General features: G+C 69.0%; 11 protein-coding genes. 9 read left to right on the plus strand and 2 right to left on the minus strand.

Annotation, left to right across the window (positions count from 1 at the left end; genetic code table 11):
- Positions 1 to 46 precede the first annotated feature (46 nt).
- Together N1F91_RS04730 and N1F91_RS04735 are read right to left on the minus strand one after the other, a co-directional pair.
- Positions 47 to 1,699, minus strand: coding sequence for an ABC transporter substrate-binding protein (locus tag N1F91_RS04730; protein ID WP_289990594.1), 1,653 nt, complete (start codon positions 1,697 to 1,699; stop codon positions 47 to 49).
- A gap of 255 nt (positions 1,700 to 1,954) precedes the next feature.
- Positions 1,955 to 2,746 (minus strand): creatininase family protein, encoded by a 792-nt coding sequence (locus tag N1F91_RS04735; RefSeq protein ID WP_289990595.1) that lies wholly within the window; start codon positions 2,744 to 2,746, stop codon positions 1,955 to 1,957.
- Positions 2,747 to 3,047: 301 nt separating this feature from the next.
- On the opposite strand from N1F91_RS04735, the gene N1F91_RS04740 reads away from it, so the two are divergent.
- The 9 genes from N1F91_RS04740 to pbpC all read left to right on the plus strand — a co-directional run bounded on the left by N1F91_RS04740 (position 3,048) and on the right by pbpC (position 18,122).
- Positions 3,048 to 4,052, plus strand: a complete 1,005-nt coding sequence (locus N1F91_RS04740; RefSeq protein ID WP_289990596.1) for an ABC transporter substrate-binding protein — start codon at positions 3,048 to 3,050, stop codon at positions 4,050 to 4,052.
- 75 nt (positions 4,053 to 4,127) lie between these two features.
- Positions 4,128 to 4,946: an ABC transporter ATP-binding protein gene (locus N1F91_RS04745; RefSeq protein WP_289990597.1), complete on the plus strand. Its 819-nt coding sequence runs from the start codon at positions 4,128 to 4,130 to the stop codon at positions 4,944 to 4,946.
- Complete coding sequence (locus N1F91_RS04750) at positions 4,943 to 5,797, plus strand: ABC transporter permease (RefSeq protein WP_289990598.1); 855 nt, start codon at positions 4,943 to 4,945, stop codon at positions 5,795 to 5,797. Before N1F91_RS04745 ends, N1F91_RS04750 begins: the two co-directional genes overlap by 4 nt.
- A 277-nt stretch (positions 5,798 to 6,074) precedes the next feature.
- Positions 6,075 to 7,385, plus strand: a complete 1,311-nt coding sequence (locus N1F91_RS04755; RefSeq protein ID WP_289990599.1) for a cytosine deaminase — start codon at positions 6,075 to 6,077, stop codon at positions 7,383 to 7,385.
- A 4-nt stretch (positions 7,386 to 7,389) separates the two neighbouring features.
- Complete coding sequence (locus N1F91_RS04760) at positions 7,390 to 8,793, plus strand: FAD-binding oxidoreductase (RefSeq protein WP_289990600.1); 1,404 nt, start codon at positions 7,390 to 7,392, stop codon at positions 8,791 to 8,793.
- A 231-nt stretch (positions 8,794 to 9,024) separates the two neighbouring features.
- Complete coding sequence (locus N1F91_RS04765) at positions 9,025 to 9,606, plus strand: NAD(P)H-dependent oxidoreductase (protein ID WP_289990601.1); 582 nt, start codon at positions 9,025 to 9,027, stop codon at positions 9,604 to 9,606.
- Positions 9,607 to 9,615: 9 nt separating this feature from the next.
- A complete protein-coding gene (locus N1F91_RS04770) occupies positions 9,616 to 10,203 on the plus strand; it encodes an NAD(P)H-dependent oxidoreductase (protein ID WP_289990602.1) in 588 nt (195 codons plus the stop codon).
- A gap of 169 nt (positions 10,204 to 10,372) precedes the next feature.
- On the plus strand, positions 10,373 to 15,835 hold the full coding sequence (locus tag N1F91_RS04775) for an alpha-2-macroglobulin family protein (protein WP_289990603.1): 5,463 nt from the start codon (positions 10,373 to 10,375) through the stop codon (positions 15,833 to 15,835).
- A gap of 208 nt (positions 15,836 to 16,043) precedes the next feature.
- Positions 16,044 to 18,122: a penicillin-binding protein 1C gene (gene pbpC, locus N1F91_RS04780; protein ID WP_289990604.1), complete on the plus strand. Its 2,079-nt coding sequence runs from the start codon at positions 16,044 to 16,046 to the stop codon at positions 18,120 to 18,122.
- Positions 18,123 to 18,370 lie beyond the last annotated feature (248 nt).

Raw genomic sequence — 18,370 nt, forward strand, 5'->3', positions numbered from 1 at the left:
TGAAGGGGAGAGGCCCGAAAGGCCCCTCCCCGTCGTCATCGTCGGCTCAAGCCTCGTCGAGCCAGACCTTGCCGAAGTCGTGCTCGAAGGTCGGATGCATGCCGTGGTTCTTCACGGCCGGCACGGAGTGGTTGTAGAGCTTGCGCCAGTAGGGCTGGATCAGGATACCGGAGTCCTGCATGATCTTCTCGATCTTCTCCATGACCACCTTGCGCTTCTCGGCATCGGCGATGGCAAGCGCCTCGCCGACGAGCGCGTCGAATTCGGGGTTCGAGAAGGCTGCCTCGTTCCACGCTTCGCCGGTGCGATAGGCGATGGCCAGAACCTGGATGCCGAGCGGGCGCATGTTCCAGTTGGTCATCGAGTAGGGATACTTCGTCCAGTCGTTCCAGAAGGTCGAGCCCGGCAGCACCGTGCGCTTCACCTTGATGCCGGCTTCACGGAGCTGGGCGGCGATCGCATCGCCGGTGTTCTTGTGCCAGTCCTCGTCGACCGTGATCAGTTCGTGCTCGAAGTCGGCCTGTCCGGCCTCTTCCATCATCGCCTTGGCCTTGGCGATGTCGCGCTCGACCTTGGGCAGCGCAACGTATTCCGGATGGATCGGGCAGACATGGTGGTTTTCGGCCGGTTCCCCGGCATTGCCGTAGCCGAGCGCGAGCACGGTGGCATTGTCGACGGCCAGCTGCATGGCGTTGCGGACGCGCTGGTCGTCATAGGGCTTGTTGGCGACGTTGGTGCGCGCCACGATCGTGGCCGCAGTCACGGCTTCCGACACCACCGCGCCGACGCCGTCGAGGATCGAGACATAGTCCGCCGACGTTTCGAAATTGGTGTGGACCTCGCCGGCCTCGAAGGCCGATACCATCGCCGACGGATCGGTGCCGTAGTCGATGAACTCGACGCCGTCCAAATGCGCCTCGCCGCCCCACCAGGTGCCGTTCTCGCGGCGCTTGTAGACGACCTTCTGGCCGACGTCGTAGGAGACGAGCTCGAACGGGCCGGTGCCGATCGGGTTCTGGGCGAAGTTCGCGCCGGTCTCGTCGAAGGAGCGATGCACGACGAGCGCAGGATAGTCCGTCAAGCTCGGGATCAGCGCGATGTCGGCCTTGGTGAGCGAGATCTTGACCGTCATGTCGTCGACCTTCGTCACCGCACCCTCGCGCAGCTTGCCGGAGGCCTCGTCGACGATGGTGCCGAGGCGGCCGGGCATGGAGTTGCCTTCGGCGCTCTTGTCGGCCCAGCGGGTGAAGTTGAAGATGACGTCGTCCGCATTGAACGTGTCACCATTGGTCCAGGTCACGCCGGGACGCACGTGCAGGACATATTCCGTGGCGTCGTCGTTCACTTCCCAGCTCTCGAGCAGGTAGGGCTCGAAGGTGTAGTCCTTGGTGTACTTGACCAGCGGCTCGAGCGTCTGGCGCTCGGCGGTGGCGATCTCCGACCAGTCGGCCGTACGCGGGTCCTTCGGATCCTTGATCCACATCGCGACCTTCAGCACGCCGCCCTTCTTGGGCTCCTGCGCGATGGCGGGCGTCGGCGCGACGAGACCGATCATGCTGTAGGCCATGGCGGTGGTGGCGCCGAAGGCGCTCGCCAGCGCGAGGAACTCGCGACGATCGAATTTGCCGGCGCGCACGCCCTCCGCGAGCGCCTCCACGTGACCGGGCACCCGGTCTCCGTTGCTCTTGTAGAAGCTCATGTCTTTCTCCCGTTTCTCTGGCTTTTCGCCTGTTAGCATTCCCCATCCGGAAGGGGTTGTCAAAACAGCCCCGATCCGGCTTCGTAACGGAATGTGCAACTTTGCGGCAAAGCAAGATGCTGCGATTGCGACAAGATTGATGCCGAATCGACCGCAACCGGGACATTCGTGGCCTCTGGCTCGTCGAACCTTCCGACGATCGAAACACCGTCTGGCCATGCGTTCCGCACCGGTGCCGCCTGGAGACGGACCGGCTCAGGCGAGCCAGTCGTCGAGCCGCGCCGCGCGCACGTCCTTCAGCAGTTCGACGAACCCGGCCGCCTGCTGCGCGGCGGTCTGCCGCCCCTTTTCGGCGGTCGCGATGGACGCGTCGCCGGCCACGCCGGCCGGATTGATGTCGCTTGCGATCCAGGCGAAGGCATGGGTACCCTGCGGTTTCAGGAGCGCGAAGGCCGCATCGGCCCGCGTCGTCGACGAGGCGAAGTCGCGTGCCTCGCCCATCGCCACGAGATCGGGCCGGAAATGCAGCATCAGCGAGGTCTCGACGTCGCCACCATGGATGCCGAGCCTCTCTTCGGCCTCGGTATACAGTCCGGCCGGTCGGCCGAATCGCTGCCAGCTCGTCTTCACCGCAAGCATTCGCGCCCTGACCCGCAGTTCCCGCGCGACGATGCCCATGATTTCCTCGTTGCCGCCGTGAGAATTCACGAAGACGATCTTGCGCACGCCGGCGCGGGCCACCGACAGGCCGAGTTCGGTCCAGGCCTCGATCAGCAGCGGCGCGGGCAGGGTCAGCGTGCCGGGCGCATGCAGGTGCTCGTTCGACTTTCCCACCGCCTGCACCGGCAGGAAGCGCACGTCGAGATCGGCGGGCACGAGCGGCAGCACGGTCTCGATCATGCCCTGCATGATGCTCGTATCCGTCGAGACCGGCAGATGCGGCCCGTGCTGCTCGATCGCCGCCACCGGAACGACGGCGATCACCGCCTCCGGATCCAGCCCCTCGAAATCGACCGTGCGATAGTCGCCCCACCACAGCTTGCGCATCGTCACCCTCGTGTTCGTCGCCGTTTCGCGGCAGCCTCGGCAGCACCTAAGACCCTGTGGCGATCCGCATCAAGACATGGCCGAAGTCAATCTCGGCAGGCGTCGTGCGACGATGGACTCGTGGCGGAAAAATAGGCAGGTTGCGCAACGTGTCGGCATCGCATGCAGGTGGTGATCCAGCCGCCCCGGCCGGGCCGTATCCTTGCCGGCGCGCGGACCGATGGCATGCGTCTTGCGTCGCTCATGGATGGAATCACAGCGCCCGCTCTCCGGAGTGCGGGCCAAGCACAGGGGTCGTGTCATGACGTCAGGAATCCGCATCGCAGCCGCCGCCGCCTTGCTCGCCTCGATCTCGCCGCTGGCCGCGCAGGCCGCCGACAAGGTCGTGTTCGCCACCAACTGGCTCGCCCAGGCCGAGCATGGCGGCTACTACCAGGCCGTCGCCGACGGCACCTATGCCGCCTGCGGCCTCGACGTCGAGATCATGCAGGGCGGCCCGCAGGTCTCGGGCCGGCCGCTGCTGCTTGCCGGCAAGATCGATTTCTACATGGGCGGCAACATGCTGCAGGCCTTCGCGGCAGTCGAGCAGAACATCCCGCTGCGCGTCGTCGCCGCGTCCTTCCAGAAGGAGCCGCAGGTGCTGATGAGCCATCCCGGCCAGGGCCTCGACACCTGGGATGACCTGAAGAAGGCCGAGCAGTACATCCTCGGCGACGAGGGCTTCCAGAGTTACTTCCAGTGGATGATCACCGATTTCGGCTTCGATGCTTCCAAGCGCGTGCCCTACACCTTCAACCCCGCGCCCTTCATCGCCAACCCGAAATCGGTCCAGCAGGGCTACGTCACCTCCGAGCCTTTCGCGGTCGAACGCGAGGCCGGCTTCAAGCCGAACCTCTTCCTGCTCGCCGACTACGGCTTCGAGACCTATGCGACCACGATCGAGACCATGCAGAAGACGATCGACGAGCGGCCAGCCGTGGTGCAGTGCTTCGTCGATGGCTCGGCCAAGGGCTGGTACAACTATCTCTACGGCGACAATGCCGCGGCCAACGCGTTGATCAAGAAAGACAATCCCGACATGAACGACGAGCAGATCGCCTTCTCGATCGCCACCATGAAGGAGTTCGGCATCGTCGATTCGGGCGACACGGCGACCATGGGCATCGGTGCCATGACCGACGAGCGCATCGCCGGCTTCTACGCCTCCATGGTCAAGGCCAAGGTCGTGGCCGACGGCCTCGACATCAAGAAGTCCTACACGCTCGACTTCGTCAACAAGGGCGTCGGCCTCGACCTGAAGAAGTAACGCCTCATCCGGACCCCCACCCATGCCCCCTCCGGCTCCGCGGCCGGAGGGAGCGAACGCAGGACCGCGCCGGACGTGCTTGCCCACCAGACCCCGACCGAACGTCCCGCCTCGCCCGCGCCGCTGCTGTCGCTGCGCGGCGTCGGCAAGGCGTTCTCCAACGGCGTGACGGCGCTGTCCGGCGTCGACATGACCATCCGCCAGGGCGATTTCGTCAGCCTGCTCGGGCCCTCGGGATGCGGCAAGTCGACGGCGCTGCGCATCGTCGCCGGCCTCTCCTCGCCCACCACCGGTACGCTCGACTGGCACAGCGAGCCGATCGGCCAGCGCGACCTCGGCTTCGTCTTCCAGGAGCCGACGCTGATGCCCTGGGCGTCGGTCTTCGACAACGTCTGGCTGCCGCTGCGCCTGCGCGGCGTCTCGCGCAGCGAGGCTGCGCCGCAGATCGCCGAGATGCTGGAGCGCGTCCACCTGACCGGCTTCGAGAACGCCGTGCCGCGCGAGCTGTCGGGCGGCATGAAGATGCGCGTCTCGATCGCCCGCAGCCTGGTAACGCGGCCGAAGCTGCTCCTGATGGACGAGCCCTTCGCGGCGCTCGACGAGATCACCCGCTTCAAGCTCAACGACGACATCCTCGAGCTCTGGCAGGACCGCAAGCTCACCGTCGTCTTCGTCACCCACTCCGTCTTCGAGAGCGTGTTCCTGTCCAACCGCATCATCGTCATGGCCGCGCGCCCCGGCCGCGTCCATGGCGAGTTCGGCGTCGACGCGCCCTACCCGCGCGACGAGCGCTTCCGCACCTCGGCCGCCTATGCCGCGCTCTGCCGCGACGCCTCGGAGGCGCTGCTCGGCGCCATCAATGCCTCGCACCAGTCGTCGCGGGTGCGCGCATGACCGCGATCGACCAGGCCGCGTCCGTCGCCATCGATCCCGAGGAAACCCGCCGCGTCCGGCGCGAGCGCGCCGAGCGGATCGGCCGCTGGGTCCTGCCTTTGACCATCATGACGCTGGCGATCCTCGCCTGGGACCGCGTCTGCGTCTGGAACGAGATCCCGCACTACATCCTGCCGCGGCCGGGCGTGGTGCTTCAGGCGCTCGTCGACGACGCCGGCCTGCTGTTTTCCTCGCTGCTCGTGACGCTCCGGATCACCTTCCTCGGTCTGGCGCTGGCGGTGGCGGGCGGCGTCGGTCTGGCGGTGCTGTTTGCCCAGTCGAAATGGGTGGAGATGTCGTTCTTTCCCTTCGCGGTGGTCCTGCAGGTCACACCGATCGTGGCGATCTTCCCGCTGATCAACATCTATGTCGACAACCAGACGACGAAGCTCCTGCTCTGCGCCTGGATCGTCGCCTTCTTCCCGATCCTGTCGAACACGACGCTGGGGCTGAACTCGGCCGACCGCAACCTGCGCGACCTCTTCGCCCTCAATGGGGCGACGCGCTGGCAGGAATTGTGGCTGCTGCGCCTGCCCGCGGCCATGCCCTATTTTCTCGGCGGCCTCAAGATCGCCGGCGGCCTGGCGCTGATCGGCGCTGTGGTGGCGGAGTTCGTCGCCGGCGCGGCCGGCCAGTCCTCGGGCCTCGCCTCGCGCATCATCGAGGCCGGCTACCGCCTCAACGCACCGCGCCTCTTCGCCGCCCTGATCCTGATCTCGGCGACCGGCATCGTCATCTTCCTCGTGCTGTCCTGGGTGTCGCACATGATGCTGCGCCGCTGGCACGAGAGCGCATTGAAGCAGGAGCGGTGATGGGGATGCTGGACAGGGCGGCGCTTGGCATCAGCCTCTCCTTACACGGACGAGACGCATGTCCCGACCGTCGAAGCACCCCCTCACCGTATCGCTTCGCGAGCCACCTCTCCCCCTGCCCGGGGGAGAGGAATCGCAGCCTCGGCTTCGCGCCCCGACCTGAAGCGACGAGCGAGATCGGCCGAGCGCCTCTCCTCTCCCCCGGGCAGGGGGAGAGGTGGCATGCGAAGTATGACGGTGAGGGGGTGCTTCCTGTCCACGCGAGAGGTGCCAACTCGTGACGATCGAACTCCCCTCCTCCGGCTGGTACGTGCTGGCCAACGCCCGCCTGCATGCCTCACTCACCAGCGCGAACCTCGGCCCGGCCGATGCCGACGGCTTCGTGCTCGCCGACCTCGCCATCGCGGAGGGCGCAGTCTCGGGCATTGCGCCGAAGACGGAGGGACGGCCCGTTCCTCCGCGCAGCGTCGACCTCGCTGGCCGCATCGTCATGCCCTGCTTCGTCGACTGCCACACCCATCTCGACAAGGGCCACATCTGGCCGCGCCGGGGCAATCCCGATGGCTCCTTCCCCGGCGCGCTCGAAGCGGTGGGCGCCGACCGGGCAGCCAATTGGTCGGCAGCGGACGTCGAGGCGCGCATGGAGTTCGGGCTCAAGAGCGCATTCGCGCACGGAACCAAGGCGATACGCACGCATCTTGACTCGATCCATCCGCAGGAGACGATCTCCTGGCCGGTGTTCCAGGCGTTGCGCGAACGCTGGGCCGGACGCATCGAGCTGCAGGCGTCGAGCCTGATCGGCATCGACGGCGTGCGCGACGGCGCCTTCTTCGACGCGCTGGCCGACCGTGTGGCCGAGGCCGGCGGTATCCTCGGCGCGGTCACCTACATGGTGCCGAACCTCGGCGACCTGCTCGACACCGTCTTCCGCGCCGCGATCGAACGCGGCCTCGACCTCGATTTCCACGCCGACGAGACCGACGACGTGAACGCGGCGTCGCTGAAGCGCATCGCCGAGAAGGCGATCGAGCACCGCTTCGAGGGCAGGATCCTCGTCGGCCATTGCTGTTCGCTCGCCCGCCAGCCCGGTGACGACGTGCTCGACACGCTGGACAAGGTGGCGCAGGCGGGCCTCGCGGTCGTGTCGCTGCCGATGTGCAACATGTATCTGCAGGACCGCCGCCACGACGGCACGACCCCGCGCTGGCGCGGCGTGACGCTGCTGCACGAGATGAAGGCGCGCGGCATCCCGGTCGCGGTCGCCTCCGACAACACCCGCGATCCCTTCTATGCCTATGGCGACCTCGACATGCTGGAGGTCTACCGGATGGCCACCCGCACCATCCATTTCGACCATCCGGTGGCCGACTGGCCGAAGACCGTCGCCGCGACGCCGGCGGACGTCATGCGGCTCGACGGCACCGGCCGCATCGCCGTCGGCGCTCCGGCCGACCTCGTGATCTTCAGGGGGCGCTCCTGGACCGAACTCCTGTCGCGGCCCGAGAGCGACCGCATCGTGCTGCGCGACGGCGCCCGCAGCGACGCCACCCTTCCCGACTACGCCGAACTCGACCCGATCCTGAGGTGATTGCATGGACATCGCAGCGCTGAGACGCGACATCGACGGCATCCGGATCGAGGACAACGCCGCCATCGTCAGGCAGAAGAGCCGCGACTTCTACTGGTACTCGCCGATCCTGAAGAAGCAGCTCGACGAGGTCACCGCCGACATCGTGGTGACGCCGAAGGACGAGGCCGAGGTGGTGCGGGTGCTCGCCGCCTGCTTCCGGCACGGCGTGCCCGTCACCCCGCGCGGCACCGGCACCGGCAATTACGGCCAGGCCATGCCGCTGTCGGGCGGCGTGCTGCTCAGCCTCGCGGAAATCAGCGACGTGCGGACGATAGCACCCGGCCGCGTCGTCTGCGGCCCCGGCGCCGTGATGGCCGACATCGACCGGCAGACCCGGGCGCATTCAGGCCAGGAGCTGCGCATGCTGCCCTCGACCTTCCACACAGCCTCGATCGGCGGCTTCATCGCCGGCGGCTCGGGCGGCATCGGCTCGATCAACTGGGGCGGGTTGCGCGACTTCGGCAACATCATCCGGCTGCGCGTCGTCACCATGGAGGAGACGCCGCGCATCCTTGAGCTGACGGGTGAGGACCTGCACAAGGTCACCCATGCCTACGGCACCAACGGCATCATCACCGAGGTGGAGATGCCGCTGACGGCGGCCTATGACTGGGTCGACGTGATCGTCGGCTTCGACGACTTCGTCGAGGCCGCGCGCTATGGCAACGCGCTCGCCCGCCAGGACGGCATCCTCACCAAGCTGATCTCGCCGATCGCCGCGCCCGCGCCCTTCGACTATTTCAAGCGCCACCAGAAGTTCCTGCGCGAAGGCCGGAGCGTCTGCCTGGTCATGGTGGCCGCCCATGCGCTCGACGCCTTCCTGGCCTTCACGCGGCGGCAGGGCGCGGAGATCGTCTTCAACGCAGCGACAGCCAGCGCCGACGACGTGAAGGGCCTGCCACCGGTGGCCGAACTCTCCTGGAACCACACCACGCTACGCGGCATCCGCATCGACCCGGCGATCACCTATCTCCAGGTGCTCTACCCCTTCCCCAACCAGATCGATCTGGTGGAGAAGGTGCATGCACTCTTCCCCGACGAGGTGATCGGCCACCTGGAATTCGTCCGCTTCGACGGCGACGTCACCTGCTTCGGCCTGCCCATGGTGCGCTACACCACCGAGGAGCGGCTGGACGAGATCATCCGCGTCCACGAGCAGACCGGCTGCCCGATCTTCAACCCGCACCGCGTCACGCTCGAGGAAGGCGGCATGAAGCAGACCGACGCCGTCCAGCTCGCCTTCAAGAAGGAAGCGGATCCGAAGGGCCTGCTCAATCCGGGCAAGATGATCGCCTGGGAGAACCCGGATTTCGATTTCTCGACGTCGAAGCCGTTTTTGTTCAGGGGGTTGCAGCAGGTCGGTTGAGGTCGAATCCATGAAATGCCGGCGCTCTGTCACGCCCCCCTCTGGCCTGCCGGCCATCTCCCCCACAAGGGGGGAGATCGGCGGTTCCGCCCTCGGCGCTCGTCCTGCACCGGTGGCGATAGGCGAAGGCGGCGGAGCGAATGATCTCCCCACCCGTGGGGGAGATGGGCGGCAGCCCAGAGGGGGGCGTGACGGAGCTCAACGTTCATCGCCTTGGAGGACAGGCGCCCCATGAACGTCCTCCTCCTCCACGCCCACCCGGTCGAGACGAGCTTCAACGCCGCGCTGCACCGGCTGATCGTCGAGCGGCTGACTGCCAAGGGGCACGCAGTCGATGACTGCGACCTCTATGCTGAGGAGTTCGACCCGCGCCTGTCGCGGCAGGAGCGGCTCGACTACCACGATCCCGACAGGAGCATCGAACACGTGCGGCCCTATGTCGAGCGGCTGCGTGCAGCCGACGCGCTGGTGCTGTGCTATCCGGTCTGGAACTACGGCTACCCGGCGATCCTGAAGGGCTTCTTCGACCGCGTCTTCCTGCCCGGCGTGTCGTTCCGGATCGTCGACGGCAGGGTCGAGGGCGCGCTCCACAACATCACGAAGGTGGCGGCGGTGACGAGCTATGGCGGCACGCGGTGGCGCGCCGTTCTGATCGGCGACCCGCCGCGCCGGCTGGTCAAGCGCCTGCTCTGGGGCACGGTGAAGCCGGGCGCGCCGGTCGAATACCTCGCCCATTACGACATGAACCGCTCGACGGACGCGTCGCGAAAGCGTTTCATGGACAAGGTATCCTCCGCCATGGATCGATTCTAGAGCAACGCCGTGCGTGTCCTCGTCGTCTACTGCCATCCCGTCCCCGAAAGCTTCTGCGCCGCCATCCGTGACGAGACGCTCGCCGCGCTGGCGGCGGCCGGCCACGAGACGCGGCTGCTCGACCTCTACGCGATGGGCTTCGATCCGGTGATGGGAACCGAGGAGCGGCGCACGTACAACGATCACGCCCCGACAGACCCGGCGCTCCAGCCCCACATCGACGCCCTGCGCTGGGCCGAGGGCCTCGTCTTCGTCTATCCGACCTGGTGGTACGGCCTTCCGGCCATGATGAAGGGCTGGCTCGATCGCGTCTGGGCCATCGACATCGTCTTCCAGCTGCCGAAGGACGGCGGGCGGATCCGGCCGCTGATGACCCATATCCGCAAGGTGGCCGTGGTGACGACCTGCGGCGCCTCCTTCCTGTGGTCGCACATGATGGGCCACCCCGGCCGCCGCACCGTTCTGCGCGGCATCCGGGCGCTGTGCGGCTGGCGCTGCCGGACGCTTTTCCTGGCACATTACCGCATGGACGCCTCGACGCCGGCCTCGCGTTCGCTCTATCTCGCGAAGGTTCGCGCGAAACTCTCCGTATTTTAGGCGCAATCTGGGGATTGCCTGCCGCGGGGTTAAGTCCGTCGCCGCAAGGGCTACGGCAATGGGCAGGCGACCGCATGGCGGCCGGCAGGCCGCGCGACTGTGGAGCATGTCACAGTCCCGCGGCGGGACCGGGCCTAGGATCGGCCGAAGGGCTTTTGGAGGAATTCGGATGCGCGTGTTTCGTCTCGTGGCGGTCGCTCTCGCGGCCATGCTCGCCCATGCGTCGCCGGGAGTGGCCCAGGACGCCAGGCAGATCGTCACCTCCGCCGATGGGGATTATTTCGGCTTCGACCTGCGCACCGAGCAGAACGTCACCCTCGACCAGTGCAAGGCGGTGTGCCTCGGCGACCCGTCCTGCCGCGCCTTCACCTACAACACCCGCGCCAGCTGGTGCTTCCTGAAGTCCGACTACAACGTGCTGAACCCCTTCCCCGGTGCGGTCGCGGGCAAGGTGGTGAGCCTGACCGGCGAGGCCGACATCGGCGCGCCGGCCGAGCTTTCCTACGTCGCGAGCTACGTGGTGGACGACGCCCGGCGCTGGCGCGACGAGACGCTGGCCCGGGCCGATTCGGGCGGCGCGGGACTGGTGGCGCTGACGGAAGCCGCGCGCAGCGCCATGGCCGGCAACGACCCCCGCGGCGCCATGCTGAACTTCACCAACGCGCTCGCGATCCTGCCCGACGACACCGGCCTGTGGACCGGCCTCGCCGAGGCGGCCAACGCGGTCCGCCCCGGCGGCGGCGAGAATTCCTACTATTACCAGCGCGCGGCGACCGGCGCGGCCATCAACGGCTATCTCCTGTCGCGCACGGCCAACGAGCGTGCCGCAGCGCTGAACGCGCTCGCCGCCGGCCTCGAGAAGCGGGCCATGTTCCGGCCGGCCATCACCGCCTACGAGAAGAGCCTCGAGCTCGTCTCCTCGCCGCAGATCCAGTCGCTCTATGCCGATCTGAAGCGGGCCAAGGGGTTTCGTATCATCGAGCATACGGTCGATTCCGACAGCGCTAGCCCGCGGGTCTGCGTGCAGTTTTCCGAGGACCTGGTGAAGACGGGCGTCGACTACGCCTCCTTCGTCGGCGTCGACAACGCGCCGACCACCGCCATCGAACGCGGTGACCGCGAATTGTGCGTGGAAGGCCTCGTCCATGGCGGACGATACCGCATCGTCGTGCGTGCAGGCCTGCCGTCGGCGATCGGCGAGGTGATCGGCGAGCCCGTCGCGCTCGACATCTATATCCGCGACCGTTCGCCCTCGCTGCGCTTCACCGGCGAGAACTTCATCCTGCCGGGCAGCGCGCGGCGCGGCATCCCGGTCGTCTCCGTCAACACCGACAAGGCGCAGATCGCCGTCTACCGGATCGGCGACCGTTCGCTCGCGCGGCTGCTCACCGAATCGCAGTTCCTGCGCCAGCTCGACAGCTACGAGGTATCCCGCCTCGGCGACGATCTCGGCGAGCCGGTGTTCGAGGGCATTCTGGAGATGGCGCCCGAGCTCAACAAGGAGGTCGTCACCGCCTTCCCGGTCGACGAGGCGCTGCCCGACCGCAAGCCCGGCATCTACGTGATGACCGCCGTGCCCGAGAACGACCGCAGCGACAGCTGGGAGGCGCGCGCCACGCAGTGGTTCCTCGTCTCCGACATCGGTCTCGTCACCTTCTCCGGCGAGGACGGGCTCTCGGTCTTCGCCCGCTCGCTCGATACGGCCAAGCCGAAACCCGGCCTGTCGCTGTCGCTGGTGGCCCGCAACAATGAGGTGCTCGGCACCGCGACCACGGACGCCGACGGCCGCGCCCGCTTCGACGCCGGCCTGATCCGCGGCAATGGCGGCATGGCGCCGGCCGTGGTCATGGCGAGTGAAGGGGCGAACGACTTCGTCTTCCTCGACATGACGCGCGCGGGCTTCGACCTGTCGGACCGCGGCGTCGAGGGCCGCGCCTCGCCCGGCGCGATGGACGTCTATGCCTATACCGAGCGCGGCATCTACCGCGCCGGCGAGACCGTGCACGCGGCGGCGCTGAACCGCGATCCGCGCGCCGACGCGGTTGACGACCTGCCGCTCACCTTCATCTTCCAGCGTCCCGACGGCGTCGAGGACACACGCGTCGTCTCGTCGGGCGCCGAACTCGGCGGCCACGCGGTGGAGCTTGCGCTCGCCTCGACCGCCATGCGCGGCACCTGGTCGCTGCGCATCCACGCCGACCCGAAGGCCGAGGCGATCGCCCAGAAGAGTTTCCTCGTCGAGGATTTCGTGCCCGACCGGATCGAGTTCGACCTGGCGAGCGGCGCCGACGAAGTCGCCGTCGGCGAGGCGGCGACGCTCTCCGTCGACGGCCGCTATCTCTACGGCGCGCCGGCCGAGGGACTGGCGCTCGAAGGCCAGGTCACGGTTGGCCGCGTCCGCGAATGGGAGGATCATCCCGGCTACGTCTTCGGCCTCGAGGACGAGGAGGACGTCGAGGACAGTCGCGTCACGCTGGAGGACCTGCCGAGCACCGACGCCGACGGGAAGGCAAGCTTCGACGTCACCATCGATTCGGTGCCGGCCACGACGCAGTTCCTGCAGGCAACCGTTTCGGTGCGCATGGTCGAAGGCGGCGGCCGCGCCGTCGAGCGCACCGTCGAGATCGACGTGGCGCCGCAGACGAACATGCTCGGCCTGAAGCCCGAATTCGACGGCTCCGTGCCGGAAGGCGGCAGCGCTTCCTTCCGTGTCCTGGCGGTCGATCCGACCGGCGAGCGCATCGACCTGAAGGACCTGTCCTGGACGCTGAAGAAGCTCGACCGCTACTATCAGTGGTATCGCAGCGGCAGTTCCTGGAGCTACGAGCCGATCACCACGTCGAGCCTCGTCCAGGAAGGCACGATCGACGCTTCAGCGACGGCAGAACCGACGATCGCGGTGCCCGTGACCTGGGGCCGCTACCGGCTGGAGATCGAGACCGCCGACGCCGACGGGCCGGCCACCAGCATCGACTTCGAAGCCGGCTGGTACGTCGAAGCCTCCTCCACCGAGACGCCCGACGCGCTGGAAGTCGCCTTCGACAAGGACGCCTATGCCGTCGGCGAGACGGCGAAGCTGAACATCGCGCCGCGTTTCGCCGGCGAGGCGCTGATCACCATCGGCGCTGAGAGCGTGCTGTCGTCCTTCACGGCGACGGTTCCCGAAGGCGGCGCCACCATCGACATCCCGGTGACCGAGGAATTCGGCGCCGGCGCCTATGTGATGGCGACGCTGTTCCGCCCGGGCGAGGCGCAGGCATCGCGCCTGCCCACCCGCGCCATCGGCCTGAAGTGGCTGAAGGTCGATCCCGGCCAGCGCCGGCTCACGGTCGCGGTCGAGGCGCCGGCCAGGGTCGAGCCGCGCCAGCCGCTCGTCCTGCCCGTCTCGGTCGGCGGGCTCGCGCCCGGCGAGGAGGCCTATGTGACGGTCGCGGCCGTCGACGTCGGCATCCTCAACCTGACCCGCTACGAGGCACCGGATCCGGTGGCCTGGTATTTCGGCCAGCGCATGCTCGGTCTGGAGATGCGCGATGTCTACGGCCGGCTGATCGACGGCTCGCAGGGCGCCTTCGGGCGGCTGCGGACCGGCGGCGACGGCGGCGCGATGGGGCCGCAGGGCAACCCGCCGACCGAAAAGCTCGTCGCCTTCTTTTCCGGCATCGTGCGGGTGGACGACGAAGGACGCGCCAGCGTCGCCTTCGACATCCCGCAGTTCAACGGCACGGTCCGCGTCATGGCGGTCGCCTGGTCGAGGGACGGCACCGGCAACGCCACCGCCGACGTGATCGTGCGCGATCCGGTCGTCGTCACCACCAGCCTGCCGCGCTTCATGGCGCCGGGCGACCAGGCGCGCCTGCTGCTGGAGATCGCCAACACCGACGGCCCGGCCGGCGAATACCGGCTGGCGCTCACGACCGGCGGCTCGCTGCTGCCGACCGAGGGCGGCGTGCCGGCGACGGTGACCCTGCCCGCCGGTGGCAAGACGAGGCTCACCGTACCGCTGACGGCCGACGTGCCCGGCACCGGCGAGGTGCTGGTGGCGCTGACCCACGCGAGCGGCCTGACCGTCAACCGCACTGCGGCCGTTCCCGTCCGCCCGGGCGTGATGCCGGTGACGACGCGCCGCACGGTGACGCTCGCCGCCAATGGCGGCAGCCTGCGGCTCGACGGCGAGCTCTTCGCCGGCTCGCTGCCGCAGGGCGCCTCGGTCGCCGTCAACGTCTCGCGCATGAGCGCCTTCGACGTGCCGGCGCTGCTGATGTCGCTCGACCGCTACCCCTATGGCTGCGCCGAGCAGACCACCAGCCGCGCGCTGCCGCTGCTCTATGTCGGCGAACTGTCGAAGGTGTCCGGCCTCGAGGAGGACCCGGCCATCCGCGGACGCATCGAGGAGGCGATCGCCCGGGTGCTGACCTACCAGTCCTCGTCCGGCAGCTTCGGCCTGTGGCGGCCGAGCTCGGGCGATCTCTGGCTCGACTCCTACGTCACCGACTTCCTCACCCGGGCACGCGAACAGGGCTACGAGGTGCCGGAACAGGCAATGAGCCAGGCGCTGTCGAACCTCCAGAACGCGCTTTCCTACGACACCGACATCGCCTCGCGCGGCAACGAGATCGCCTATGCGCTCTACGTCCTGTCGCGCAACCGCAAGGCCTCGGCGGCCGACCTGCGCTACTATTCCGACACGCAGATCGACGCCTTCGCCAGCCCGCTCGCCCGCGCCCAGCTGGCGGCGAGCCTTGCGCTCTACGGCGACGCCGTGCGCTCGGAAGCGACCTTCGGCTCGGCCTACCGGCTCGCGCAGTCCGCGCCCGCCGGCTATTCCGGCCGCTCCGACTACGGCTCGAAGCTGCGCGACGGCGCAGCCATGCTGGCGCTGGCGGCAGAGAGCCGCCCCGCCCCTGCGCTGATCCCCAGCATGGTGAGCTACGTCACGGACGTCCGCCGCCAGACACAGTGGACGAGCACGCAGGACGAAGCCTGGATGCTGCTCGCCGCCCGCGCGATCCAGCAGTCGAGCGACGACATCCGGCTCGAGGTCGACGGCGCGGCGCGCCAGGGCGCCTTCGCCCGCCGCCTCGACGGCATGGAGGCGACGGTGACGCCGCTGACCCTTCTCAACCGCGGCACGGAGCCCGTCGACGCGATCGTCACGGTTTCGGCCGCGCCCGAACAGCCGTTGCCGGCCGGCGGCGAGGGCTTCTCGATCGAGCGCGCCTACTACACGCTCGACGGCGAGCCCGCCAACGTCGTCGAGGCGAGGCAGAACGAGCGCTATGTGGTGGTGCTGAAGGTGCGGGAGTTCAACGACTGGCCGTCGCGCATCCTCGTCTCCGATCTGCTGCCGGCCGGCTTCGAGATCGACAGCCCGCGTCTGGTCGACAGCGCCGCGCTGGCCAATTTCGACTGGCTGCCGCAGACCGACGCCGTCCACACCGAGTTCCGCGACGACCGCTTCATCGCCGCCTTCAATCGGAGCGGCGGGAGCGATCGCGACATCACGCTGGCCTATGTGGTGCGCGCGGTGACGCCGGGCGTCTACACGCACCCGGCGGCGAGCGTCGAGGACATGTACCGCCCGCAGCTGTCGGCGCGCACGGCGAGCGGGCTGATGGAGGTGCGGGGCGAGTGATGCTGAAAGAAGCCGCCGCGCTCGACGGCGCCCCCCTCTGCCCTGCCGGGCATCTCCCCCACGAGGGGGGAGATCGGCCGTCGCCGCGGGATTCGCCTTTCACCGGGACCGCTGAAAGAGGGCCGACGCTCGAACTGCGGATCTCCCCCCTCGTGGGGGAGATGGCCGGCAGGCCAGAGGGGGGCGCGAAGGTACGCCGCCTCGACCAATGACCCTGCCGTCCCGCCTCGCCCTCGCCGCGCTCTCCATCGCAGCCCTCGCCGGCGTCACCCTCCTCGCCCTCGACCGTCTCGACCGCGCCTATCCGCCGCCGCTCGACCGGGCGACGGATTTTTCCCGCGAGGTGGTCGACCGCAACGGGGCGCTGCTGCGCGCCTATGCCACCGACGACGGACGCTGGCGGCTGCCGGTCGACCTGAAGGCGGTCGACCCGCAGTTCCTGCGCATGCTGGTCGCCTACGAGGACCGCCGTTTCCACGCTCACCACGGCGTCGACCCGCTGGCGGTGGCTCGTGCCGCCTGGCAGCTGCTCGCGCATGGCCGCATCGTCTCGGGCGGCTCGACCATCACCATGCAGCTCGCCCGGCTGATCGAGCCGCGCGAGGAGCGCAGCCTGCCGGCCAAGCTGCGCCAGGCGCTGCGGGCGCTGCAGATCGAGCGGCGGCTGTCGAAGGACGAGATCCTGACGCGCTACCTGACGCTGGCGCCCTATGGCGGCAACATCGAGGGCGTGCGGGCGGCGAGCCTCGCCTGGTTCGGCCGCGAACCGAACCGGCTGACCCTGCCGCAGGCGGCCCTGCTCGTCGCGCTGCCGCAATCGCCGGAAGCCCGCCGCCCCGACCGCAACCGCGCGGGCGCGCAGGCCGCGCGCGATCGCGTGCTGGCCCGCATGGCGCAGGCGGGCGTCATCGTGGCGGGCGAGGTAGAGCGCGCGTCGGCCGAGCCGGTGGCCGCGACCCGCCGGGCCATGCCGGCGCTGGCCGCCCATGCCGCCGACGAGGCACTGCGGCGCGATCCGGATGCGCAGCGCCAGGCCGTGACGCTCGATCGCGGCGTTCAGGCGGCACTGGAGGACGTGGCGCGCGAGGCGGCCGGCCGGCTCGGGCCGAAAGTCTCGATCGCCATGGTCATGGCCGACGCCGCGACCGGCGAGATTCTCGCCCGGGTCGGCTCGGCCGGCGCCTTCGACCAGGCGAGCGGCGGCTGGATCGACATGACCAAGGCCGAGCGCTCGCCGGGCTCGACGCTGAAGCCCTTCATCTACGGGCTGGCGCTGGAAGACGGGCTGGTGATGCAGGAGACCATGGTCGAGGACCGGCCGGCGAATTTCGCCGGCTACCGGCCCAAGAACTTCGACATGGATTACCAAGGCGACGTCACCGTTCGCCAGGCGCTGCAGTTGTCGCTCAACGTGCCGGCGATCCGCCTGCTCGAGGCGGTCGGGCCGGTCAGGCTGATGTCGCGGATGCGCCGTGGCGGCGCGGCACCCCGGCTGCCGGCCGGCGAGGCGCCGGGCCTGGCGATCGGGCTCGGCGGCGCCGGCCTGACCCTCGAAGGCCTCGTCCAGCTCTATACCGGTCTCGCCAATGGCGGCCGGGTGGCGCCGCTGCGGCTCTTCCCGGGCGCGCCCGCCACTGCTGCCGAGCGCATCCTGTCGCCACAGGCGGTCTGGCAGGTCACCGACATGCTCTCGGGCGTGACGCCGCCGCAGGGCGCACCGCGCCTCGGCATCGCCTACAAGACCGGCACCTCCTACGGCTACCGCGACGCATGGTCGGTCGGCTATGACGGCCGCCACGTGCTCGGCGTCTGGGTCGGCCGCCCGGATGGCGGCTCGGTGCCGGGACTGACCGGCTACGCGGCCGCGGCGCCGATCCTGTTTTCGGCTTTCTCGAAGGCGGGCGTCGGCCTGACGCCGCTGCCCCGGCCGCCGGCCGGCGCGCAGCGGTTCGCCGCCGCCGACCTGCCCTATGCGCTGCGCCGCTTTGCGCCGCCGGGCCAGGCCCTCGTGGCGGGCGCGCCGACCGAGCCCGCGCCCGAAATCGTCTATCCACCGCAGGGGGCACGGGTCGACCTCGGCCAGATCGCCGGGGGCCGCGCCATGCCGCTGGCGCTGAAGCTCAACGGCGGCCGCGCGCCCTTCCGCTGGCTGGCTAACGGCCGCCCTGTCGACGTCCCCGGCCGCCGCCGAACCGCCGCCTGGACCCCCGACGGCGCCGGCTTCCAGACGCTCACCGTCATCGACGCGGCGGGGCGGGCGGCGAGCGTGCGGGTGTTCGTGGAGTAGCCGAGAGGCGCGCGACGCCGCGGGCTCTTCGACGTCCCCTGCGGCGCCCCCTTCACGTTCGTCATCCCGGAACGCGTCGTCGAGCGGAGCGAGACGGCGCGTATCCGGGATCCATGCCTCGGCAATCGTCGAGATCCCGGACGGCGCAGACGACGCTCCGGTCACCCCATATCCACCGTTCCGCCCAATGGCAGCCGCCGAGGCATGGATCCCGGATGCGTCGTCCTTCGCTGCGCTCGGACGTCGTT

The sequence above is a fragment of the Aquibium sp. ELW1220 genome, assembly GCF_030398385.1.
Classification (GTDB): domain Bacteria; phylum Pseudomonadota; class Alphaproteobacteria; order Rhizobiales; family Rhizobiaceae; genus Aquibium.